This window comes from Streptomyces sp. NPDC048291 (assembly GCF_043201715.1).
Classification (GTDB): Bacteria; Actinomycetota; Actinomycetes; order Streptomycetales; family Streptomycetaceae; genus Streptomyces.
Genome location: NZ_JBICZC010000002.1, coordinates 517,116 through 540,858 on the forward strand (window position 1 = coordinate 517,116; position 23,743 = coordinate 540,858).

A 23,743-nucleotide genomic window follows, 5' to 3' on the forward strand; every position below is an offset into this window, starting at 1 on the left:
CCTCGGTCATCCGGCCGGCTGCATCAGGATCTGGTCGCAGTGCAGCACCACGGTCTCGGTCACGATTTCGGTCGCGCCGGCCTTCATCCCGCCGATCTCCAGCTTCGACGGCCAGGCGTTCTCCAGGAGGTAGGTGATGATCGGCTGACCCGACTTCGGGGACGAAGCCGCCGCGAACAACTGCAGCGAGCAGGTCTTGCGGGCCAGGGGATCGCCCTGCAGCACCGCCTGGTGCCACAACCACATGTACGTCTCCGGGTCGAGGCCGCGCTTGAGCGTGACCGTCGGCGGCTTGGTCTTGCCGTACTGCTTCGTGTGCAGGACTCCCTCCGGGCCGCTGGAGATGTACTCGACCGATTCGACCTCGGTGTTGATCCCGGACAGTTCACTGAACGTGGCGACCTTGATCCCGTCCACCTGGATCACGAAGGTCGACGCGCTCATCACCGCCGGGTTGCCGCTGGCGATCGCCATGTGACTGTCCTCCCTTCGACTCGAAATTCACTGTCGTGCTCGTCTGCGCCGCGCCGGGCGGCTCACCCGCCGTCGCCCTGTGTGATCACGTCGCAGGCGATGGTGACGTCCTCGGTGACGACGCCCTCCCCGGCCTTGGCCGAGGAGATGTTGATCTTGGCGCACCAGGCGTTGATGAGCGTGTAGCTCATCAGCGGCTCCTGGTCCTTCATGCCGGCGAGCCCGCCGCCGAAGATGTCCAGGCTCAGGTACTGGGCGCGGGCCGCGGGATTGCCGTTGAGGGCCATCTGATGCCACGCCCAGAGCGCCAGACTGTTGTCCAGGCCGCGCTTGAGCGTGACCGTCGGCGGCTTGGTCTGGCCGAACTGCTTGGTGTGGTTGATGAACCCGGCCGTGTCCACCGAGATGTACTGCTCGATGCCGATCTCGCTGCTGATGCCGGCGAGTTCCTGGAACGCTATGTTCTGCAGCTGGAATCCACCGGTGATCTGGATGTTCGAGGAGACCACGAAGATCGGTGCGGACGCGACGGTGGAAAACGGTCGCGAGGTCGGTGCGGGCTGGAAACTCTGTGCCACGGTGTGCGGTCTCCTCTCGGCGCGGGCAGGCTCTGACTCACTCCTCCAGGGCCGCGCCCTGCGCGTACTGCGAGACCCGGAAGACGATGAACTCCGCCGGCTTGACCGGGGCGATCCCGATGTCGACGGTGAGGATCCCGGCGTCCCGGTTCTCCGGGGGGTTGTTCTCCTCGTCGCACTTGACGAAGAACGCCTCCTCCGGGGTACGGCCGAACAGCGCCCCGCTGCGCCAGACCCGGCGCAGGAACATCGTGATGGTGCGGCGTACCGAACCCCACAGGAAGCGGTCGTTGGGCTCGAACACGACCCAGTTGGTGCCGTCGAGGATGGACTTCTCCACGAAGTTGAACAGCCTGCGCACATTCAGGTAGCGCCACTCGGGGTCGCTGGAGAGCGTCCGCGCGCCCCACACCCGGATACCCTGGCCGGGGAAGGACCTGATGCAGTTGACGGCCACCGGGTTGAGCTGGTCGTGCTCGCCCCGGGTGATGTTGGTCTCCAGGTCGATCACGCCGCGGACCACCTCGTTCGCCGGGGCCTTGTGCACGCCGCGGGTCTCGTCACTGCGCGCCCACACCCCGGCGATGTAGCCGCTGGGAGGAATGGGCGTCGGACTGCCCGTGACCGGGTCCACGACCTTGAACCAGGGCCAGTACAGTGCCGCGTACTTGGAGTCGTAGCCGGCGGCGTCCATCCGCCAGTCCCTGACCTGCTGGGCGCCGAGCCCCGGCGGCGGGTCGAGGATCGCCACCCGGTCCGCCATCAGCTCGCAGTGCGCGATCATGGCGAGTTGCACGGCCTTGACCCCGTCGAGGTCCACAGCCCCGTGCTGGTAGGCGGCCATCAGGTCGGGGACGCAGAGCATGGTGACGTCCTCGATCGCCTCAAGCCCGGCGAAGCCCGTGCGGTCGGCGGTGTCCCCGACATAGTCGGCCGGGGTGATCCGGGCCGGGACCGGCCCCTGCGGCACGACGGCCGCCGCCGAGGACGCTCCCCCGCTCAGCACGACCCGTGCGCCCTTCGCCGGTACCAGTGCCGACGCGCCCTTGACCTCGTCCAGGGCGATGAGTTCCGAGGACTCCTTGACGACCGTGGCGGCGTTCCGCGGTCCGCGCCGCAGTGAGAGGTTGTCGAAGACCTCCGCCTCGCGGTCTTCCCTGCGGACGACCAGCTTGAACAGTTCTTCGCCGGGTTCGCTCGCGTCGGCGATCTCCACGCTCAGCTCGTTGCCCGCTTCCCCGAGGGCCAGCGCCCTGGCTTGGAGGGCCGGACGCTCGCCGCTTCCCGCCGCGGGAACCTCACCCCGGGCGACGGAGTCGAGCGCCCCCGCGCTCCCGGCCGCTCGGCCGTTCGGGGACGCCTGCTCCTCGTCGTGCGTGTCGGTGGCGCCGATGCGCACGACGTACGCGGCCCCGCCGCCGTTCAGGAAGTACCCGTAGACCGACTGCGGAAGGTGCGCACCGTCGACGAAGCCGCCGAAAGCCTTGGTGTACTGCGTCCAGTTGGTCACCAGCGTGGGCTGGTTGGAGACCCCGCGCTCGGTGAACCCCACGAAGGCGCACAACGCGGAGCCCACGCCCTCGATGGGCCGCGAGCCCGAGGAGACCTCCTCCACGTAGACGCCAGGGGAATGGTAGGTAGGCACTGCCCCTCTGCCCCTCTTTCAGAACCGCCGGGAACGAACACTGAGGTGTCGGACGAACACCGAGATGTCAGGTGCGGCCGAGGGCACCGCGAATGGTCCACGAGGTGATCACTCGGCCGTCGACGATCAGTATTCGTCCCGCCGGCTCCGGTCGGCGTGCGCGCGAGAGCGGGCAACGGAGCAGGTTCCGGTGCGCGATGATGCAACACGACGAGCGCAGTCGAGGACCGGTCCCTTCCGTCAGCTGACGACCGAGCCGGTCAGCGTCCTGTGCGGGGGCTCCGACACCATGAAACCCGCGTGTGTCCCGGAGCCGTGCCGAAGGCGGCGGCGGTGAGCGCATCCGCGCACTCCCGTTCCCAGCGGGTTTGAGAGGCAGGTTCACACCCGACATGTACCGGGAACCCTGTGAACTCCGGGAACCGGGCGAGCAGGTCGTGTCCGACGACGACACCGGACGACGTCTGCCGGCCGCGGACAGCCTGTGCCAGGACGGCAACGCGTTCCTGGAGGCGCTGTGCGTGCTGGCCGGGGAGTACCCGCTGGCCACGGTGGCCCGCGTTGCCGCGGTTCCGGCGGCCGCCCAGATCTTCGACCTGCTGCTCGGCCTCGGACTCGTCGTGTCGGTCGGTGGCCCGCAGGGCTCGGGCCGGATAGCGTTCGCACGAGAGAGCGACTACCGCCGGGTGCGCGCGCGGCTGACCCCGACGAGATGGCGGGCCCTGCACCGGGCCGCCGCGGAGGCGCTCGACGCGCGTCCGGCGTTGGCCCACCGTGCTCGGGCGGCCGACCGCCCCGATCCCGCGCTGGCCGCCGCCCTGGAGGAGGCCGCCTTCGGCGGAAGCGCGCTGGCGGACGAGGTCGGCGTGCCAAGTCGGCAACTGCTGCTGTGGGCGGCAGATCTGACCGCGGACCGGGGAGAGCGGGAGCGGCGACTGCTCCTGGCCGCGATGCACGAGGTGTATGCCGAGGAGTCCGGGAACGACGGTCTGTGGACGCGGGTCGAGGCGCTGCCTCCTTCGCCGCTGCGGTACTGCGCGCTGGCGGGCCGGGCCTTGCTCGAACACCGTCTCGGTACCGCCGTCGACCACCTGCGAGCCGCGTCCCGCACCCTCGCCGCCGAGAACGCCCGTGCGAACACGGATACGAATGCGGGCACGGACGCGGGCACGGACGCGGATGCGGACGCGGATGCGGACCATGTGCCTTCCGCACGCTCGCGCGGGGACCGGGACCTGTCGGCCGCCGCGGCGATCGAGACCATGGAGGCCGCTGTGGCATGCCGCACGGCACGGGGCGCAATCGCCGTCAACGCGGCGACCAGGGCGCTGGACGCCGCGAGCGGTGACGCGGTCCAGATCCACACGGCTCGGCGTCTGCTGCTGGTGGGCCGGTCTTACAAGTACGGCCCGCACGGGGTACTGCGCTCCCTCGACGCATCCGCACCGGCCGCCGGGACGAACACCACGTCGCCGGGGCACCGGACTCCCCTACCGGAGATCCGGGACTCCGGACTGCTGCTGTTGCGCGGTGAGTGCCGCATGCTGGCGGGCGATCTGGAAGCGGGTGCCCGTGACCTGGATTCCCTTGTCCGACGGCACGACACGCCTCTCGGGCATCCGGACCGGCTGCGAGCGCTGGAGCGGCTGGCGATCGCACACTTCCTGCTGGGAAGCTGGCGGGAGGCCGATTCCGCGGTGGACGGCATCGACGGGACCCCCGGCGATACGGCGGGGCCGGCGCTCCGGGCCATGCTCTCGGCCGTTCGCGCGGCGGGCGCGGCACCGCGGCCCGGAACGCCTGCGTCGGCGATCGGGAGGGGGCCCGGCTCGGCGGAACCCGACCGTCTCACCATCGCCACGTGTGCGGACGCCGTCGCCATGCTGGCGCATGGTCGCCACGCGGACATCCTGACCGCGATCACTCGGCTGACCTCCGACTCCGCCGGGTTGGAGGACGCGCCGGCCAAGTTCGCCCCGCTGTGGCTGCCGGTGTACGTGGAAGCGGCGATCGAGACCGCGGCGGGCACCGCGTCCGAGGCAGGCCTGGCACAGCTGCGCGCACACGCGCGGCACAGCCCGTACCTGATGGTCACCTTCCATCGGCTCGCGGGGCGGGCGGCCGAACTCCGGGGCGACCCGACCACGGCCCAGGACGAGTACGAGGCGGGCTTGCTGGCCGCGGAGGACCGCGCCCAGGTGCCGCCCGTGCATCGCGCGCAACTGGACCATGCGTACGGCCGGTTCCTGTGCACCCTCGGGCGGACGGCGACCGGCCTCGGTCGGCTCCAGCGGGCCCAGGACGACTTCGCTTCGCTCGGCGCCCGCGCGTTCGTCCGGAACTGCGTCCAGGACCGGGAGGCCGTCACCCGAGGAGCGTCGCCGCGCCCCGACGTCGCCTTGACAGAACGTGAGGTGACGGTGGCCGGGCTGGTCGCGTCCGGGCTGACCAACCGCCAGGTCGCGGAGAAGCTGCTGATCAGTGCGAAGGCAGTGGAGTACCACCTGGGAAAGATCTATCGGAAACTCGGGGTGCGCACGCGCGGGGATCTCGCGAGCAGATGGCGCAGATGAGGTCCTCGGTGCGGCCTGCAGCGGGCGCCGCGACGCCCGTCGCCCACCGGCGGAGCGTCGCACGAGTGGTAACGGGGGTGTTCGGCCATGGCCAAACCGGATGCCGCACAGCGTCATCCAGCGGCATCACCCGTCACCTGTATGCCCTGATTTACCTACCTGCCCAGTAAAGCCGCAGGTCACGATGGCGATACGAAACAGGTTCGAGTCCCGTCACTCACCCTTCGGTCAGAGACCGATGATCTGTGGTTACAGGTCACGGCCTCTTGCGTTGTCCGGGGTCTGCTGGAATCAGTCGGGTGGGCCGGGGTGAGGTCGGGATCCTTCCCGGGACAGAGGCGGTCCCCCGCCGGGTCCGCGCCGCTGTGCACGTTTCCGGCGTGAGTGATTCTTCCGGTTTCCGGTGAGGTTTCCTTGCGCTTCACGTCGACTCGGCCGATTCCGGTCATCTGCGCGGCCGATCCTCAACTCCCCTGCGTTTCATTGGGGTTGGGAGTCATTCGGCTGGGGTGGAGCCCCGGTGCGAACGTCGCTCGCGGGGTGTTGTCCTGGCGGGGTCGGCGATCGCCGCCTTCGTCCCCCCAACCGAAAGGCGACCCCCCTTCCATGTCTTCCGCACTTCAGCCTCCGACCGGCCGCCGCGGATTCCTCAAGGGCGCCGCCGGGGCGCTCGCCGTCCCGGCCGCCGCCGCGCTCGTCGGCGTGCCCGCCGGGCCCGCCCACGCCGACGAGGGCGGGCTGCCCGACTACGCGCCCATCCCGGCCGCCGCGGCCGGGCCCCCGGTGAACGAGGCCGGCTACTACGTGGGCCAGATCGCCGGAAACCTCTACTGGGTCACGGACTCCTTCTACCAGGCCATGTTCCTGACGACCCGGCGGGGCGTCGTCCTCGTCGACGCACCGCCGACCATCGGTCACAACCTGCTCCGCGCGATCGACGACATCACCCGGGACAACGGCCGGCCGAGCAAGGTCACGCACCTGGTCTACTCGCACTCGCACGCCGACCACATCGGCGCCGCCGGCCTGTTCGGAACCGACGTCGTCCGGATCTCGCACGCGGCGACGGCCGGTCTGCTGGCCCGCGCGGCGGACCCCAACAGGCCGCTGCCGACGGTCACCTTCCAGGACAAGTACCAGCTCAAGGTCGGCGGGGAAACCCTGCGCCTGGCGTACCACGGCCCCAACCACGCCCCCGACAACATCTTCGTCCACGCCCCTGAGTACGCCACCCTGATGCTGGTCGACGTCCTGTACCCGGGCTGGGTGCCGTTCAAGAACCTCGCGGTCTCCCAGGACATCCCCGACTGGATCAAGGCCCAGAGCATCGCGATGGACTACCCGTGGCAGACGTTCGTCGGCGGCCATCTCGGGCGGCTCGGAGTCCGCGCGGACGGCGCCCTGCAGATCCGGTACATGGACGATCTGGAGGCCAGCACCCGGTCCGCCATCGCCTCCGTGGACCCGGCCCCGTTCTTCGCCAAGTACGGCGCGCAGGGGAACTCGTGGGCGATCTTCAAGACCTTCCTCGACGCGGTCGCGGACGCCGCGGCCGCTCCGGTGGCCGCGAAGTACACCGGAGTCCTCGCCGCCGCCGACGTCTTCACGCGGGACAACGCGTGGACGCTGCTGGAGTCCCTGCGGATCGACGCGGGCGTCCTCGGGCCGTTCGGCATCCATCCCTGAACGACCGGCCCTGAAGCACTGGGGTGCCTCCCCGGTGCGAGAGCACCGGGGTCCCGGTTTCGTGTGCGCATGCGGGTCCGGACACCGACAAGAGAGGCCCAGCCATGACCGTCCCCCTTCCCGTGGTCTTCATCCACGGACTCTGGCTGCACAGCACCTCCTGGCAGCCGTGGATCGAGCTGTTCCACGCCGAGGGCTACGACCCGTCCGCGCCCGGGTGGCCGGGCGACCCCGACACCGTCGAGGACGCGCGCCAGAACCCCGAGAGCATCGCCGGCCACGGCATCGACGACGTCGTCGAGCACTACGCGGCCCTGATCGAGGCCCTGCCCGTGCGGCCCGTCGTGATCGGCCATTCGTTCGGCGGGATGATCGCGCAGAAGCTGCTCGGCCAGGACCGCGCAGCCGCGGCGGTCGCGATCGACGCCGCACAGATCAAGGGCGTTCTGCCCCTGCCGCTGTCCGCGCTGAAGGCGACGCTCCCGGTCTTCAAGAACCCGGCCAACAAGCGCCGGTCGGTCTCCCTGACCGCGGAGCAGTTCCGGTTCGCGTTCGGCAACGCCGTCGCGGAAGAGGAGTCGGCGGCCCTCTACGAGCGCTGGACCATCCCGGCGCCGGGCAAGCCGCTGTACGAGGCCGCCTCCGCCAACTTCAACCCCCACTCGCCGGCGAAGGTCGACACGGACAACAGCGGACGCGGCCCGCTGCTGCTCATCTCCGGCGGCAAGGACCACACGGTCCCCGAGGTCGTCACCCGGGCCACCCTCAAGCAGTACCGGCACTCCGAGGCGGTCACCGACATCATCGGCTTCCCCGACCGGGGGCACTCGCTGACGATCGACGGCGGCTGGCGCGAGGTCGCGGACACCGTTCTCACCTGGCTGCGGCGGCAGGGGCTGGAGGCCGGGCGGTGAACTCCGGTCCCCAGGCCGCCGGGACGTCCGGTGGCGACACGGGCCCGGCCGGGCGGACCGTCGTGGTCACCGGCGCCGGGCGCGGCATCGGACTGGCCGTCGTCGAGGCCTTCCTCGCGGCCGGCGCCCGCGTCGTCGCGGGTTCGAGGGAACGCACCGACGCCCTCGACCGGCACGTGAAACAGGGGGCCGAGCTCACCGTCGTGGAGGTCGACCTCGCGACGCCCGACGGTCCGGCCGCGCTGGTCGCCGAGGCCGTGGCGCTCCATGGCGGTGTCGACGTCCTGGTGAACAACGTCGGTGCGGTGCGGCCGCGGGTCGACGGCTTCCTGGGCGTGACGGACGAGGACTGGGAGTGGACGTTCACGGTCAACCTCATGGCCGCCGTCCGTACCACCCGGGCCGCGCTGCCGCACCTGCTCGCCACCGGCGCGGGACGCATCGTCACCGTCTCCTCGGTCAACGCCCGGCTGCCGGACCCGCTGGTCATCGACTACGGAGCGGCGAAGGCGGCGCTGACCAACTTCTGCAAGGCCCTGTCCAAGGAAGTGGGGCCACGCGGTGTGCGGGTGAACACCATCGGTCCCGGCCCGGTGGAGACGGCGCTGTGGCAGGGCGCCGGCGGTGTCGCCGCCACGGTCGGCCAGTCCCGGGGCGTCGACCCCCGGGAGGTGGCCCGTGGCGCGGCGGACCAGTCGGTGACCGGCCGCTTCACCCGGCCGTCCGAGGTGGCCGATCTGGTGGTCTACCTCGCCGGTCCCCGGGCGGCGAACATCACCGGCGCCGACTTCGTCATCGACGGCGGTCTCGTCGACTCTCTCTGACCGGCCGTCACGGCACAGCGGGCGCCCGGGTCGCCGGGAATCGCAGACAACGCGCGGTTCCAGAAGAAGCGCCCGGCCATGCTGCTGCGCTTCCCGGACGGCCCCCGACGACCTCAGGAGCGGAAATGACCGGCTTCTTCCCGACCTTCGGCCCGACGGCCGAGCGCGAACCCTTCTGGTTCCTCGGCGGCCAGGCCAGGATCCTGCTTCCCGGTACCGCGACCGACAACCGCCTCAGTCTGATGGAGTTCGCCGACCCGGCCGGCCACGCACCCCCGCACCACGTCCACGAGGACGAGGAGGAGGTCTGGTTCGTCCTCGACGGCGAGGTGACGTTCTTCGTCGGCGACCAGCGCCACGACCTGGTGCCCGGGCAGGTCGCGTACGGTCCGCGCGGGGTGCCGCACAGCTACCTGGTGCGCTCGCCCGAGGGAGCGCGGATAGCGGCGCTGTTCAGCCCGGCCTGCATCGAGGAGTACTTCCGGGCCAACGGCACCCCGGTGGCCGAGGCCGGGGACCTGCCGCCCGAGTTCGATCTCGGCGCGGTCGTGGCCTCCGCCGAGGCCTTCCACCTGCGCGTCACCGGGCCGCCGCCGTCCTTGTGAGTCGTCCGCCGGTCCGCCGAGCACACGAAGGGAAACCGACATGCCGTACATCACCGTCGGCCAGGAGAACTCCGCCGACATCGAGCTGTACTACGAGGACCACGGGAGCGGGCAGCCCGTCGTACTGATCCACGGCTACCCGCTGGACGGTCACTCGTGGGAGAAGCAGCTCCCGGCCCTGCTCGACGCGGGCCACCGGGTCGTCACCTACGACCGGCGCGGCTTCGGCCGGTCGTCGCAGCCGACCACGGGCTACGACTACGACACCTTCGCCGCCGACCTCGACGCGGTGCTGACCGAGCTGGACCTCACCGACGCGGTACTCGTCGGGTTCTCCATGGGCACCGGGGAAGTCGGCCGCTACCTGGGTACGTACGGCTCGCAGCGCGTCGCCAAGGCCGCCTTCCTGGCCTCCCTCGAACCCTTCCTGGTCAGGACCGACGACAACCCGGGCGGCGTCGACCAGTCCGTGTTCGACGGCATCCTGGAGGCGGTCACGAAGGACCGCTACACCTACTTCACCGGCTTCTACGAGGCGTTCTACAACCTCGACGAGACCCTCGGCAGCCGGATCAGCGAAGAGGCCGTGCGGGCGAGCTGGAACGTGGCGGCGGGCGCGTCCGCGTACGCGTCGGTGGCCTGCGTGCCCACCTGGATCACCGACTTCCGCGCCGACGTCGCCAGGATCGACGTACCGACGCTGATCCTGCACGGCACGGCCGACCGGATCCTGCCGGTCGACGCCACCGGGCGGCCCTTCCACGCGCTGCTGCCCTCGGCCGAGTACGTCGAGATCGAGGGCGCCCCGCACGGCCTGCTCTGGACGCACGCCGAGGAGGTGAACGCCGCGCTGCTGGCCTTCCTGGCCAAGTAGCCGCCCGGCTCCGCCACCGGCCGAGGGCCCGGACCGCGATGCGGTGCGGGCCCTCGCGCGCGTCCCGCCGGTGCCCCGCACCCGGGACCGGCCCGACGTCCCGTCACCCCTGCGCGCCGGCTCGCCACGCACTCGGCGAGGTGCCGTACGCCGCCCGGAACGCCCGGCTGAAATGGGCGGCGTTCGTGAAGCCCCAGCGGCGTGCCACCGCGGCGACGGTGGGGGTGACCGGGGACCGCCGGGACAGCTCGCTACGGCATTCGTCCAGACGGCGGCGCTGGATCCAGCGGGCGGCGGTGGTGGACTCGCTCTCGAAGAGCTTGTGGAGGTAGCGGACCGAGATGCGGTGTTCCCTGGCGATGTGGGCGAGGGTCAGATCGGGGTCCGCGAGGTGGCGGTCGATGAACGCCTTGACACGGAGCAGGAGGGCGAGGCTGCCGCCGACGGTGTCCTGGGGATCGCGGCCGAGGTGCTCGGCGAGGAGCGTTCCGACGAGGTCCACGGCATTGGCCGCCAGCCGTTCGGCTGCCGTGGGGGTGATGTCGGGGGCGCGATCAGCCACGCTCCGCAGGAAGGGCAGGACCACCTGGCCAAGGCCGTCGTCGCGGGGCAGCGATGTCGCCGTGACCCGCTGGAGTTCCCCCTCGGTCTGCGGCAGCAGGGAACGGGGCACCAGCAGCACCTGCGTCCGGAACCGCTGCGGGAAGCGCAGGGTGTAGGGGCGGGTCGTGTCGTACAACGCCACGTCCCCCGGGCGCAGTTCGGCGCTCCGGGCGTCCTGGTCCACGTGGGCGTGGCCGCTGCGCTGCAGGCCGACGTACACGTAGTCGGCACTGGCCCGGGCGATCAGCCGAGGCGTGCGGTCGACGCGGCCGCGGTCGCAGTCGACGGTGGTCGCCTGCAGCGGACCGAGCCGGTCGGTGCTGATCGTCCCGCTGAAGGGCTCGCCCTTGGGGAGGGTGATCCGCAGCGGGACGAAGGTGCGGAAGACTTCTTCCTGCCAGTGCTCCAGACGCTCGCTGCCGGGCATCGACCGCACCGAGAAGACAACGCTCATGCCCACTTCCCCAGGCTTCACGACGCGGGCGCCGACAGGTGACGCCCAGCACCAGGACATCCGGAGTTCCCCAGGCCCTGGCATGAAGTATCGCTTCTTCTGAAGCTCGGACGCGCAGCTTCCGGCGCGGTCGCAGCGGGGTGAGTGCGCGATGTGCACAGCACCGGTGCGCGTTGGGCAAAGGCGGCCGAGGCCCGGCTTCCTACAGTGCGATGCGTGACAGCCGCCTCACAGTCGGACGCGCCGGCCCGCGCTCACCTCGCTGACGGACACCGCCGTTTTCCCGCGCCCTGATCCGCCGGGCTGTCGGCTCCCGTCTCTCTCCCCCCCCGATCCCCCCGATCCCCCCGATCCCCCCGATCCCCCCGATCCCCCGCGCCCGAGCCGGTCGGAACGCTGTGAAGGGAACTCCCATGATGTGGTCCGGCGTTCACCGTGCGGCCGGGCCGCCGATGGTCGGCCGGCACGCGGAGCGTGCGGCGATCGGAAGGCTGCTCGCAGCGGTCCGTGACGGCTTCGGCGGGGTCCTGGTGCTCAAGGGCGACGCGGGAGTCGGCAAGTCCAGGCTCCTGGAGTACGCCGCCGGGTCCGCCGGGGACCTGGCAGTCGTCAGGCTGGTCGGCGTGGAGGCCGAGACACGGCTCGGCTACGGAGCCCTGCACCGGCTCCTGCGCCCCTTCCTCGGCCGGCTGCCGGCGCTGCCGCATCGCCAGCGGGACGCCCTGAGCGCCGCGTTCGGGCTGACCGAGGCCTCGCCGTCCGACCGCCATCTGGTCGGGCTGGGCGCGCTGACGCTGCTCTCGGACGCGGCCGCGGCGACGCCGATGCTCTGCCTGGTCGACGACGTGCACTGGCTGGACCGCGAGTCGGCGGAGACCCTGGCGTTCATGGGCCGGCGCCTGTACGCGGACTGCCTCGGGCTGCTGTTCGCCGGCCGTGACGGGACCGGCGACCACGACGTCTTCGGCGCCCTGCCCGCGCTCCGGCTGGAGGGACTCGCGGACGCGGAGGCCAGAGACCTGCTGACCGCCGGCGTGACCGGACACCTGGACCGGGCGGTCGCCGAGCAGCTCGTCGCCGACACCGGAGGCAACCCGCTCGCGCTCCTGGAACTGGCGGTGAACCTGGGCCCGGAACAACTGGCCGGGATCACCCCGCTGCCCGCGCCGCTGCCGGTGAACCAGCAGCTGGAGGAACACTACCGGCGGGCGGCGGCGCTGCTGCCCGCCGACACCCGGACCCTGCTGCTGCTCATGGCCATGACCCCGACGGACGACCGGGCGACGCTGTGGCGCGCCGCCGCGGCCCTGGGCCTGTCCGTCCGCTCTGCCGCGCCCGCGGTCGCCGCCGGGATACTGAACCGCGGGACCACCGTCGCATTCCGCCACCCGCTGATCCGGTCGGCGGTCCACTCGGCCGCGTCCGCCGAGGAGCGGCGCGGGATCCAGGCGGCGCTCGCCGCGACCAGCGCCCCCGAGCGCCGGGCCTGGCACCTGGCCGAGGCGACCGACGGTCCGGACGACCGCGTGGCCGCGGAGCTGGAAGCCGCCTCCGAAGTGGCCCAGGCGCGTGGCGGATACTCCGAACAGGCCCTGGTCCTCACCCGGGCGGCGGAGCTGACCGCGTATCCGGGCAAGCGGGCCGAGCGGTATCTCGACGCGGCGGCGGCACACCTCGCCTCCGGCCATCTGCCGGCGGTCCGCATGCTGCTCGAACTCGCCACTCCCGACCTGACCGGGCCGGCCGCCCGGGTCCGCGCGACACGGCTGCGGGCGTCCGTCGAGATGGCCTGCGCCCGCCCCCGCGAGGTGCCCGCGATGCTGCTGGACGCGGTGGCCGACCTCGGCCCCGGCGATCCGGCGGCGAGCTGGGACCTGCTGCGCGAGGCGACGCAGGCCGCGATCATCGGCGGCCGGATGATCACGGGGACGACACCCGTCGAGGTCGCCAGGGCCGCCGCCGACGCCTGGCGCGAGACGGCGCTGCCGGCCTGGAGCCTCGATCCGCTGATGGCGGCGCTGGCACGCACGATCGCCTACGGCTACGCGGCGGGAGCCCCGGCCATGGCCGCGGCCCTGGCCCGGCTGCGCACCGCCGACGAGCTCCGGGAGCCGGACGTGTTCAGCGTCATGATCAGTCTCACGGGCGACGAGTTGTGGGACATCGAGGCCAAGCGGGAGATCCTCGGGAAGCTGGTGACGGCGGACCGCAGTCGCGGAGCGCTCTACGGGCTCAGTCTGGCGTTGCTCTCCTTCGCCAAGGCCGAGATCTGGAACGGCCGGTTCGCCGCCGCCGAGAGCTGCTACGCCGAGTCGGACGAGTACATGGCCGCGACCGGGTACTTCCGGTCGGGAGACTTCCACAAGGCCCTGCTGTACGCCTGGACCGGCCGGGAGACCGAGTTGCGGGCCGCGGTCGCGACGCTGCGCGCCCTGTCCGAGAACCAGGGGACCGGAGTGACGTCCCGGTGGGCAGGCCAGGCGCTGAGCATCTTCGAGATCGGCCGCGGGCGTTATCGGGAGGCGCTCGACGCCCAGCTGGAGATGTTCGCCGACCAACCGGTGGTCCTCGGCGACATCAACCTCCCCGGAATGGTGGAGGCCGGGCTGCGGGCCGGCGACCGGAAGGCCGCCGGCCTGGCCATGGAGCGCATGGAGGAGCGCGCTCCGCTGGCCGGGACCCCGTGGGCGTTGGGGCTGCTCGCGCGCTGCCGCGCCCTGATGACCGACGACGACGGAGCCGAGCAGCTGTACGAGGAATCGGTCGCGCAGCTCGGGAAGGTCCCGGTGGCCGTGGAACTGGCCTGGTCGCGCCTGCTGTTCGGCGAGTGGCTGCGCCGTCGCAGGCGGCGTGCCGACGCCAGGGTGCAGCTGCGGGCCGCGTACGAGTCCTTCGCGTCCTGGGGGGCCGCGCCGTTCGCCGAGCGGGCGAGGATGGAGCTGCTGGCCACCGGGGAGACGGCACGCAGACGAACGGTCGACACCCGGTTCGACCTCACCCCGCAGGAACGTCGGGTGGCGGAACTGGCCGCGTCGGGGCTCACCAACGCGGAGATCGCCACCCAGCTGTTCGTCACCACCTCGACCGTCGAGTTCCACCTGAGCAGGGTGTTCCGCAAGCTCGGTATCACCTCGCGCAAGCAGATCGGGCGCAGGCTGGGCAACGCCGGTCCCGGCGACTGACGACGGGGCGGTCACGAGACCTCGGCGCACTCCCGAACCGGGGTGGCTCCCCAGTGCGAGCGGAACCCCGACCGGTGTGGAATACGACCGACCGGTGCCATCGGGGCCGGCGGGGACCGGCCACGAGGAGGCGGCGATGACGGGATCCGGAGCGCTGAGGATGACGGATCACGCCGGTGTCCCGCTCACCCACGGCCGGCCACGGGTCAACGGGGTCGATCTGCACTGTGCGACGGGCGGCAGCGGCGACCCGGTCGTGCTGATCCACGGCGTGCCGAAGACCATGTTCTTCTGGCGCCACGTCATCCCGCTGCTCACACCGCACCACACGGTCGTCGCGGTGGACCTGCGGGGCTTCGGCGGCTCCGGACGTCCGGCGACGGGGTACGACACGCGGACCCTGGCCGCCGACATCGACGCGCTCATGACGGCGCTGGGACACGACCGGTACCGCGTGGTGGGCGAGGACTGGGGTGCGGCCGTCGCCTACGCCGTCGCGGCCTTCCACCGCCCGAAGGTCGTCCAGCTCGTCTTCCAGGAGACGAGGCTGCCCGGCCTCCCGGTGCCCGACCTCGGGCCGCTCGCCGCCGAGGATCCCCGCACCGGCTGGCACCGCTCGTTGTTCGAGCTGCCGCACTACCCCGAACTGCTGGTCACCGGCCGGGAGCGTGCCTTCTGGACGTACTTCATGCGGCGGATCATGTGGGACCCGAGTGCGTACACGGACGCCGACGAGGACGAGTACACGCGCGGGCTCGAAGAACCTGGCGGCAACCACGCGGTGTTCGAGCTGTACCGGGCGACCGGCATCGACGCCGAGCAGAACCGGCCGCAGTTCGCCGTCCCGCTGGAATGCCCGGTGCTGGCCGTCGGGGGGCGCGCCTACCTCGCCGCGGAGCCCGGGGAGCAGATGGCTCAGGTCGCGGTGGACGTCACGCCTGTAGTGGTCGAGGAGGCGGGGCACAACATCCCGCTGGAGGCGCCCGCCGAACTCGCGCGCCGCTACCTCGACTTCTTCGCGGCCGCGGCGAGATGACACACGCGTCGCGGCCGAGACAGCGGCCGCCCGGACCGGTCCCTACGGGGTCACCCCCCGGTCTCCGGGCCTGGTTCGCCGATCGCGCGCGGGATCTGCTTCCGGGAGGTGATGCCGAGCTTGCGGAACACCTTGTTCAGATGGAACTCGACGGTCGAGGCGGTGACGAACAACCGCGCCGCGATCTCCCCGTTGGTCAGCCCCGAGGCGGCCATCGCGGCCACCTGCCGTTCCCGCGGTGTGAGATCGAACCTGGTCTCCTCGGTCCGCCTGCGGGGCTTCTCGCCGGTGGCCAACAGCTCGATCCCGGCCCGCTCGGCGAACGGCGCGGCCCCCCAGGACGCGAAGGACTCGTACGCGGCCCGCAGCTGCACCCTGGCGTCGGCACGCCGCCTGCGACGGCGCAGCCACTCGCCGAACAGCAGCCGGGACCGGGCCAGTTCCAGGCCCAGCGAACCCTGCTCCAGCAGTTCGACCGACTCCTGGTAGAACTTCTCGGCGTCGTCGCCCTCCGCCGTCAGCGCCCGGCCGAGGGCCAGGGTGCCCAGCGCCCAGGGAGTACCGGCGAGCGGGGCGCGTTCCTCCAGCCGCGCCAGGGCCCGGTCCGCGCTGTCCCGGTCGCCGGTGCGGACGCCGGCCTCGACGATCAGCGACAGCACGAGGTTGCCGCAGGTCGGGGGGTCCCCCTCGAAGACCGCCCACGCGTGCCGCATCGCCTGCCGATAGTTGCCCCGCCCCAGCTCGAACGAGGCCAGCGCGTGCTGCGCCATCAGCTGGTGCAGGCCGAGACCGATGCTCCGCATCTCGGCGGCCCGCCGTACCGCCGCCCGCAGCTCGGCTTCCCTGCCGGTCAGGGCGAACAGGTGGAGCCGGTTGATGTCTCCGCCGCCGGGGAAGCCGGTGGCGGCCACGATGTCGTCGAACTCGGCGTAGCGGACCTCCGCCTGTGTGAACCGTCCGTCCAGGAGGTCGTAGCGCGCCTCGGTGAGCAGCGTGATGCTCAGCGCGTACAGCGCGCCGGCGGCACGCTCCGCCCCCGCCAGACGGTCGGAGAGGTCGCGCCCGGCCCGGGCGTCCCACAGGTCGTCGCAGGCCATCAGCAGCATCACCGCGAACGGGCTGGTCGCGTCCCCGATCGCACCGCCGTCCCGCAGCCCGTCCAGGGCGCTGCGCAGCACGGGCGCGCCATGCTCGTACCCCTCGGCCACGCGCCGGGCCAGCCCCTCCATCAGCAGGTCGCGACCGTGCCCGGCGGAGGCCGCGTCATGCCGCGCGGCGACGACGGCCGCCGCGACCTCGGACAGCGACGTGCCCCGCGTGCGGTCGTGGGCGACCAGCGCGGCGTGCAGCGCTTCGCAGAGCAGTTCCCAGGTGAGTCGCGGGTCCCGGGTGCCGAGTCCGGTCACGGCGTCCAAGAGCATCGCGGGGACGTCGGCGACGGCGACCCGGAACATCTGCGCGGTCGCCCGCATCCGCAGCTCGCGCGTGCGCATCACCGGGCTGCGGAGGTCGGCGTCGGCCAGGTCCAGCGCGGTCCCCGCCGCCGTCGGGTCGCCGGACATCAGGTGGGCCTGTGCCGCGTCGAGCAGCCGCTCGGCCCGTTTGTCCGGGTCGCCGGTGAAGTCGGCGGCGCGGGAGAGGAAGAGGGCCTGCTGGGAGTGGCCGCCGCGGGCGCGGGCCCGCTCGGAGGCGGCTTCCAGGTCGTCGGCGACGCTCTCGTCCAAACCGTCGGCGGCCTCGGCCCGGTGCCAGGCGCGCCGGTCGGCGTCCCGTACGGCGTCACAGGCGGCGGCCAGCGCCACGTGCACCCGGCGGCGCTCGCCGGGTTCGGCTCCGGCGTAGACCGTCGAGCGGATCAGGGGATGCCGGAAGGCCGTCGGCGTGTCCCGGCCGAGGATCCCCGCGGCGACCGCCGGCTGGGCGGCGCGGGCGGACAGGCCCAGCCGCCCGGCGGCCCGCCACATCATCCCGGTGTCGTCCGAGGGGGCCGCCGCGAGCAGCAGCAACAGGGTGGCGGTCTCCGGCGGCAGGGCGTGCACCAGGCGCCGGAAGTGGCCCTCGAGGAGACGGCCCACCGGCAGCGGATCGGGCAGCGGGGCGACACCGGACAGCTGCTCGGCGGCCAGGGCGTCGGTCAGCTCCAGCAGCGCGAGCGGGTTGCCGCCGGTACCGGCGACGATCCGGTCGGCCACCGTGGTGTCCACCCTCCCGGCGCCGAAGGAGAGCAGGGCCCTGGCCTCCGGCTCCGGCAGGCCGGTCACCGGGAGCACGTCCAGCGCGTCGAAAAGGCCGTTGTCCCCGAGCCCGTCACGGACGGCGATGACCAGGCCCAGGGAGTCGGCGTGCAGTCGGCGGGCGAGGAACGCGAGCGCCTCGGCCGACTCCCGGTCCAGCCACTGCGCGTCGTCGAGCAGGAACAGCAGCGGCTGGTCGGCGGCGGCGTCGGAGAGCAGCGTCAGTGTCGCCAGCCCGACCAGGTAGCGGTCCGCGGGCGGCCCCGGCGCGCGGCCCAGGGCCGCGTCCAGCGCGGCCCGCTGCGGCCCGGGCAGCCGGCCCGTACCGTTCAGGAACGGCCGCAGCAACCGGTACAGCGCGCCGTAGCCGAGACCGGTCTCGCTCTCGGCCGCGGTCAGCCGGACCACGCGGAGTTCCGTGGCCCGGTCCGCGGCGTACTCCAGCAGCCGGGTCTTGCCGATCCCCGGTTCGCCGGTGAGCACCAGGACTCCGCTGAGGCCGTCGCGTACCGCGTCGAGCAGTCGCCCGACGGCTTCGCGTTCGACATGACGACCGACGATCGGCAGTCCGGATGCGTGTTGGACGCCGTTCCCCACCATGGGACCGCTCCCCTGCTTGTCGCTGTCCTGACACGGGGACGCTAGGAGCACCACGCCGGCGGATGCGAGCGTCATGTGACGGTGGTGTGCCGGTCAACGCAGGGCGCTGACCACCGTTCGCAGCTCGGCACGCGAGGCCACGCCCAGCTTGGGGAAGATCCGGTGGAGATGCGAGCTGACGGTACGGTGCGAGAGGTAGAGCCGCTGGCCTATCTCGCGGTTCGTCAGGCCCTCGGCGGCGAGCCGGACGATCTGCAGCTCGTGGGCGGTCAGCTGGTCCCGGGCGTCCGGGGCCCGGCGGCGGCTGGTCTCGCCGGCGGCCCGCAGCTCCCGGCGGGCCCGCTCCCCCCAGGGGATCGCGCCGAGCGCGTCGAACATGTCGCGGGCGGCACGGAGGTGGTCGCGGGACTCGACACTGCGCCGCCGGCGCCGCAGCCATTCGCCGTAGGCCAGATGGGTACGGGCCCTGATCAGCGGCCAGGCGCCGAGGTCGGCGTCGAGCGCGTCCGCGAAGAGCGGGTCGGCGTCCTCGTCGGCGGCCAGCAGCGCCCGGACCAGACGCAGTTCGGCGTGCAGCACCGGTGCGGAGGTCACCGTCGCGACCTCCTCCAGCTCCGTCACGACCGGGAGCACGGCGTCCAGCCGTCCGCAGTGCGCCGCCGCGTCGACGAGGTCACCCACGGCCGTCAGCCGCAGGGCGACCTGGAACGCGGGATCCGCCGGATCGTGCAGTCGGCGGAACCGGCCGAAGGCCTCCTCGAACCGGCCCGCGCCCAGCGCGGCCAGCCCGCGCGCCATCGACGCGGTGGCCAGCACCGGACGGGCCCCGGCCGGCAGCCCGATCTCCTCCGCCTCCTCGGCCAGCGCCAGGGCGGAATCCACCTCACCGCGCAACGCGGCCAGCTTGGCGGCGGTGGCGGTCATCAGGGCGTACATCATCGTCTGGCTGGTCTCGCGCGCCAGCCTTCGTGACTCCTCGGTCGCGGCGATCGCCGCGCCGAGGTCGCCGACCACGAGAGCGCTCCACGCGTCCGCGCCGACCGTCCGGGCCAGCAGCCCCAGGCGTCCCTGGGCACGCAGCGGGGCGCCGCCGGCCGCCGAGAACGCCCGCGCCAGGTCGAAGCCGCCGACGAGGAGTGCGGCGGTGCTGAGCATGCGGTAGGCGCGGCCGTCGTCGCCCTCCTTGAGGGCGACGTGCCGGGCGCGCTCCAGGACGAAGGTGCCGCGGTCGACCGGTGCCGCGTAGGCGCAGATGGCCAGCCGCCACGGGTCGAGTTCGTCGAGCTCCATCCGCTCCACGGCCCGCAGGACCGTGGAGCGGCCCTGCGGGCCCGGGTCGGACCAGAAGCACAGCTGTGCCGCGCTCCACAGGATCCGCAGCGCCAGCGCACGGTCCTCCACGGCCATCTCCTCGGCGAGGGCCGTCAGGGAGTTGACGCCCGACACATGGCTGTGGAGTCCCTCGTCGAAGCTGCCGCGCAGCCAGACGACCGTGGCGTGCTGCCGTCGCGACAGCGGCCCGGTGAGCGCCTGGTCCAGCAGCCGGGTCACGGTCTCGGGCCGGCCGAGTTCGACGGCGAAGTCGGCGGCGCGCAGCAGCCGTTCGGCTCGGCGGTCGGCGTCCTCGCTGAGTGCGGCGGCCTGTTCGAGGGCCGTGACGGCCGCCGCGATGCCGCCACGGTGTGCGGCCCGGTGAGCGGAGTCCTCCAACGCGGCGGCGACCGTCTCGTCCGGGTCGTCGGCCGCGGCGGCGCGGTGACGCAGCTGCCGGTCCGGGTGTTCCCAGAGCACGGCGGCGAGCGCGGCGTGTGCGGCGTGGCGGACGCCGGTGTGCATGGTCTGGTGGATCGCCGACCGCATCAGCGGATGCCCGAACCTGATGTCGTTGCCGACGACTTGGACGAGCCGGGCGCGCACGGCCGGGTCGAGTTCCGCGGGTCCGGCCGTGGCGCCGGTGAACAGCCGGGCCGCGCGATAGGTCTCGGGAAGCGACGAACTGTCGTTGAGGGCCGCGATCCGCAGCAGACTGCGGGTGATGTCGGGCAGGGTCTCCAGGCGGTCGGTGAAGGCCCGTTCCAGCCGCTCGGTGAGCGGCAGCTGGGACATGTGCGGATCGGCCGACGCGCCGAGTGTGCGGGAGAGTTCGGTCAGGGCCAGGGGGTTCCCGGCGGCCTCGGCCAGCAGCCGGCGATGCGCGGTCGGCCGCAGGTCCGGGGCGCGGTCCGCCAGGAGTTGCGCGGCCTCGCCGTCCGTGAGCGGCCCCAGGGTCACGGAGATGAGTTCGTCGGAGTTCAGACGCGACCGGTAGCCCTCGCGTGCGGCTCCCACGATGACCACCGGCTCCGTACCGACCCGGCGCGCCACGAAGGCGAGGACGCTGGCGGTGGCGTCGTCGAGCCACTGGGCGTCGTCGACCAGGAGCAGTACCGGCGCGAGGGCGGCCGCGTCGGCCAGGAGGTTGAGAACCGCCAGGCCGACCAGGAAGACGTCGGGGACACCGGCCTCGGCCTGCCCGAGGGCGGTGTCCAGCGCCTGCCGGTGCGGGCCGGCGAGATCGGCGGCCTCCGGGGCCAACGGGCGCAGGACGAGCTGCAGACCGGCGTAGGGGATGTCGCTCTCGGCCTCGGCGCCGCTGGTGCGCAGGACCCGGTGGCCGAGTCCCTCGGCGAGGGCGGCGGTCTCGGCGAGCAACGCCGTCTTCCCGATGCCGGGGGCCCCGCGGACCAGCACCGCGCTCCCGTGGCTCCGTGGCTCGGCCAGCAGCCGGCGCAGCAGATCCAGCTGATCGTCCCGACCGACGAGCTCCACGTTCCCCCCATCAGCCGGGTCCCCCGGACTCGGTCTGTCTGGAAGCTCAGGGTACTGCCCCGCGACCGGCCCCCTCATTGTGGATTGACTATTCCACAAAGTGCGCTACGCTGTGCGCATGGCACGCATCAGGGAATTCGACATGGACCAGGCGGTGGACCGCGCCATGGACCTGTTCTGGCGCCAGGGCTACGCCGAGACCTCCCTGCAGGACCTGCTGAAGGAACTGTCGATAGGCAGCGGCAGCTTCTACGCGGCCTTCGGCTCGAAGGAGCAGCTCTACGTCCGCTCCCTCGACCGCTACATCTCCCTCCAGGGCGGCGACCTGGAGGCGACCCTGGACGAGACGCCCGGGATCCGCCCCGCGGTCCGCAGGGTGCTCGCCTCCCTGATCGAGGCGGACCTGGCCGACCCCACGCGTGGCTGCCTCGTGGTCAACACCGCCACGGAGTGCGGCGGCCACCCCCCGGCGGCGGACCGCGTCAACACCGCGATCCGGCAGGTCGAGTCCTCGCTCGCCGGCGCCCTGGAGCGGGCGCAGGCGCGCGGGGAGATCTCCCCCGAGAAGAACCCGGGTGAACTGGCCAGGTTCCTGACCACGTTCATCCAGGGGATCCGCGTCGTCGGCGGAGCGCGCATGGGGAGGGAGTTCATGGAGGACTCCCTGGCCACGGCGATGCGCGTGCTGGACTGAACCCCGCCGAGAACCCGCACGGCGTCCGCACCCGCGGTTCGTCACACCTTAATTATGTATTGATCAATCCAGAAAGGATCCGTCATGGAACTGCACCTCAAGGACAAGGTCGCCGTCGTCACCGGAGCCAGCAAGGGCATCGGCCTGGCCGTGGTCGAGAAGCTGGCCCGGGAGGGCGTCAAGGTCGTGGCCGGCAGCCGCACCTCGACCCCCGAGCTGGACGCCCTGGCGGTCGAGCACGACGTCACGTTCGTGCCGGTCGACCTGTCCACCAGAGAGGGGGCGGAGGCCCTGATCCGGCAGGCCGTGGAGCGCCATCAGCGCCTGGACATCCTGGTCAACAACGTCGGCGCCGCCGAACCCCGCGAGTCGTTCCTCCAGGTCGACGACGCCGCCTGGCGGCGGATCTTCGACCTGACCTTCTTCAGCGCCGTCCGCACCAGCCGCGCCGCCCTGCCGCATCTGATCGCGGCGGGTGACGCGGCCATCGTGAACATCAGCTCGATCAACGCGCGGCTGCCCTTCCCCATGGTGGTCGACTACTCGGCGGCCAAGGCGGCGCTGACCAACCTCAACAAGTCCCTGTCCGAGGAGTTCGCGCCTCAGGGCGTGCGCGTCAACGCCATCGCCCCGGGCCCGGTCCGCACGCCGTTCTGGACCGCGCCGGGCGGCTTCGCCGACGCCACCGCCGCGGCCGCCGGGACCACCGCACAGGAAGCGCTGGACGTCGTCGTGCCGCAGAGCATGGGCATCACGTCAGGACGCATCAGCGAGGCGCACGAAGTCGCCGACCTCACCCTGTTCCTCGCCTCCCCCCTGGCCGCCAACATCACCGGCACCGAGACCCTCGTCGACGGCGGCCAGACCAAGACGCTCTGAGACCCGCACGGCATCTGCTGTTCAAGGTCCGACTTCCCATCCAAGTGGAGAAAAGAAATGTCGATCGACGCCCCGATCACCCCTGAGCCGCTTCTCCGGCTCGGCCTCGGCTTCATGGCCTCCAAGACACTGCTGAGCGCGGTGGAGCTGGGAGTCTTCACCGTGCTGGCCGACGGCGGCCGCGACCGTGAGTCCCTCGCCTCCGAGGTGGGCCTGCACCCCAGGTCCGCCGCGGACTTCCTCGACGCCCTGGTCTCACTCGACGCGCTGACCCGCGACGAGGACGGCACCTACCGCAACACCCCCGCCGCGGACGTGTTCCTGGACCGGGCCAAGCCGTCGTACGTCGGCGGCATCCTGGAGATGGCCAACGCACGTCTCTTCGGCTTCTGGAACAACCTCACCGACGCGCTGCGGACCGGCACCCCGCAGAACGAGGTCGCGCACAGCGGTGCCCCGTTCTTCGCGACGCTCAGCCAGGACCCGGTCGCCTGGCGCGGCTTCCTCAACGGCATGAACGGCGTCAGCACACCCCTCGCCGCCGCGCTGGCCGCCGACTTCGACTGGACCGGCCGCCGGCACGTCGTCGACCTCGGCGGAGCCCTCGGCGCCGTGCCCGCCGCCGTACTGCGCTCCCACCCGGAGATCACCGGAGCCGTCTTCGAACTTCCCCCCGTCGGACCGGTGTTCGAGGAGTTCGTCGCCGCCCACGGCCTGACCGGCCGTCTCGCCTTCCACGGCGGGGACTTCTTCTCCGACCCGCTGCCCGAAGCCGACGTCTACGTCATGGGGCAGATCCTCCACGACTGGAACCCGGAGCAGCGCCGGTTCCTGCTCCAGAAGGCCTACGACGCCCTGCCCGAGGGCGGCACCCTCATCGTCTACGACGCCATGATCGACGACGGGCGCCGCCACCACACCTACGGCCTGATGCTGTCGCTCAACATGCTCATCGACACGGAGGGCGGGTCGGAGTACACGGTCGCGGACGCCACCGAGTGGCTCCGGGCCGCCGGCTTCGCCAAGGTGGAGGCCCGTCCCCTCGTCGGCGGCTACACCGCCGTCCACGCCACCAAGTGA

The 23,743-nt window shown here is 72.2% G+C and carries 17 protein-coding genes; 11 read left to right on the plus strand and 6 right to left on the minus strand.

All coding sequences use genetic code 11. From position 1 onward, the window contains the following. Positions 1 to 6: 6 nt before the first annotated feature. The 3 genes from ACGF5O_RS06620 to ACGF5O_RS06630 all read right to left on the minus strand — a co-directional run bounded on the left by ACGF5O_RS06620 (position 7) and on the right by ACGF5O_RS06630 (position 2,697). Positions 7 to 474 carry a phage tail protein gene (locus ACGF5O_RS06620; protein ID WP_384031091.1) on the minus strand — a complete coding sequence of 156 codons (468 nt, stop codon included), beginning with the start codon at positions 472 to 474 and terminating at the stop codon, positions 7 to 9. A 62-nt stretch (positions 475 to 536) separates the two neighbouring features. Then, positions 537 to 1,052: a phage tail protein gene (locus ACGF5O_RS06625; protein WP_384031089.1), complete on the minus strand. Its 516-nt coding sequence runs from the start codon at positions 1,050 to 1,052 to the stop codon at positions 537 to 539. A 37-nt stretch (positions 1,053 to 1,089) separates the two neighbouring features. Next, on the minus strand, positions 1,090 to 2,697 hold the full coding sequence (locus tag ACGF5O_RS06630) for a phage tail sheath family protein (RefSeq protein ID WP_393808786.1): 1,608 nt from the start codon (positions 2,695 to 2,697) through the stop codon (positions 1,090 to 1,092). A 392-nt stretch (positions 2,698 to 3,089) separates the two neighbouring features. Here ACGF5O_RS06630 and ACGF5O_RS06635 point away from each other — a divergent pair, with 392 nt between their 5' ends. The 6 genes from ACGF5O_RS06635 to ACGF5O_RS06660 all read left to right on the plus strand — a co-directional run bounded on the left by ACGF5O_RS06635 (position 3,090) and on the right by ACGF5O_RS06660 (position 10,173). After that, on the plus strand, positions 3,090 to 5,270 hold the full coding sequence (locus tag ACGF5O_RS06635) for a LuxR C-terminal-related transcriptional regulator (protein WP_393808787.1): 2,181 nt from the start codon (positions 3,090 to 3,092) through the stop codon (positions 5,268 to 5,270). A 606-nt stretch (positions 5,271 to 5,876) separates the two neighbouring features. After that, positions 5,877 to 6,956, plus strand: a complete 1,080-nt coding sequence (locus ACGF5O_RS06640) for an MBL fold metallo-hydrolase (RefSeq protein WP_393808788.1) — start codon at positions 5,877 to 5,879, stop codon at positions 6,954 to 6,956. 104 nt (positions 6,957 to 7,060) lie between these two features. Continuing rightward, positions 7,061 to 7,870, plus strand: coding sequence for an alpha/beta hydrolase (locus ACGF5O_RS06645; RefSeq protein WP_393808789.1), 810 nt, complete (start codon positions 7,061 to 7,063; stop codon positions 7,868 to 7,870). Further along, the gene (locus ACGF5O_RS06650; protein ID WP_393808790.1) at positions 7,867 to 8,694 is read left to right on the plus strand and encodes an SDR family NAD(P)-dependent oxidoreductase; all 828 of its coding nucleotides are present in this window, start codon (positions 7,867 to 7,869) and stop codon (positions 8,692 to 8,694) included. The genes ACGF5O_RS06645 and ACGF5O_RS06650 overlap by 4 nt, the downstream gene beginning before the upstream one ends. A gap of 125 nt (positions 8,695 to 8,819) precedes the next feature. Further along, positions 8,820 to 9,299 carry a cupin domain-containing protein gene (locus ACGF5O_RS06655; protein ID WP_393808791.1) on the plus strand — a complete coding sequence of 160 codons (480 nt, stop codon included), beginning with the start codon at positions 8,820 to 8,822 and terminating at the stop codon, positions 9,297 to 9,299. 40 nt (positions 9,300 to 9,339) lie between these two features. Then, the gene (locus ACGF5O_RS06660; protein ID WP_393808792.1) at positions 9,340 to 10,173 is read left to right on the plus strand and encodes an alpha/beta fold hydrolase; all 834 of its coding nucleotides are present in this window, start codon (positions 9,340 to 9,342) and stop codon (positions 10,171 to 10,173) included. A gap of 103 nt (positions 10,174 to 10,276) precedes the next feature. Here ACGF5O_RS06660 and ACGF5O_RS06665 read toward each other — a convergent pair whose 3' ends face one another. Further along, complete coding sequence (locus tag ACGF5O_RS06665) at positions 10,277 to 11,230, minus strand: helix-turn-helix domain-containing protein (protein ID WP_393808793.1); 954 nt, start codon at positions 11,228 to 11,230, stop codon at positions 10,277 to 10,279. Between the two features lie 413 nt (positions 11,231 to 11,643). On the opposite strand from ACGF5O_RS06665, the gene ACGF5O_RS06670 reads away from it, so the two are divergent. Then, entirely contained in the window at positions 11,644 to 14,412 is a 2,769-nt protein-coding gene (locus tag ACGF5O_RS06670) for a LuxR C-terminal-related transcriptional regulator (protein ID WP_393808794.1), read from the plus strand. A 136-nt stretch (positions 14,413 to 14,548) separates the two neighbouring features. Next, positions 14,549 to 15,448 (plus strand): alpha/beta fold hydrolase, encoded by a 900-nt coding sequence (locus ACGF5O_RS06675; protein ID WP_393808795.1) that lies wholly within the window; start codon positions 14,549 to 14,551, stop codon positions 15,446 to 15,448. 50 nt (positions 15,449 to 15,498) lie between these two features. On the opposite strand, the gene ACGF5O_RS06680 is transcribed toward ACGF5O_RS06675, so the two are convergent. Together ACGF5O_RS06680 and ACGF5O_RS06685 are read right to left on the minus strand one after the other, a co-directional pair. After that, entirely contained in the window at positions 15,499 to 18,357 is a 2,859-nt protein-coding gene (locus tag ACGF5O_RS06680; protein ID WP_393808796.1) for an AAA family ATPase, read from the minus strand. Between the two features lie 18 nt (positions 18,358 to 18,375). Next, a complete protein-coding gene (locus ACGF5O_RS06685) occupies positions 18,376 to 21,090 on the minus strand; it encodes an AAA family ATPase (RefSeq protein ID WP_393808797.1) in 2,715 nt (904 codons plus the stop codon). A gap of 118 nt (positions 21,091 to 21,208) precedes the next feature. On the opposite strand from ACGF5O_RS06685, the gene ACGF5O_RS06690 reads away from it, so the two are divergent. The 3 genes from ACGF5O_RS06690 (at position 21,209) to ACGF5O_RS06700 (ending at position 23,743) form a co-directional block, all read left to right on the plus strand. Next, a complete protein-coding gene (locus ACGF5O_RS06690; RefSeq protein ID WP_393808798.1) occupies positions 21,209 to 21,784 on the plus strand; it encodes a TetR/AcrR family transcriptional regulator in 576 nt (191 codons plus the stop codon). 84 nt (positions 21,785 to 21,868) lie between these two features. Continuing rightward, a complete protein-coding gene (locus ACGF5O_RS06695) occupies positions 21,869 to 22,663 on the plus strand; it encodes an SDR family NAD(P)-dependent oxidoreductase (RefSeq protein WP_393808799.1) in 795 nt (264 codons plus the stop codon). Positions 22,664 to 22,720: 57 nt separating this feature from the next. Then, positions 22,721 to 23,743, plus strand: a complete 1,023-nt coding sequence (locus ACGF5O_RS06700; RefSeq protein ID WP_393808800.1) for a methyltransferase — start codon at positions 22,721 to 22,723, stop codon at positions 23,741 to 23,743.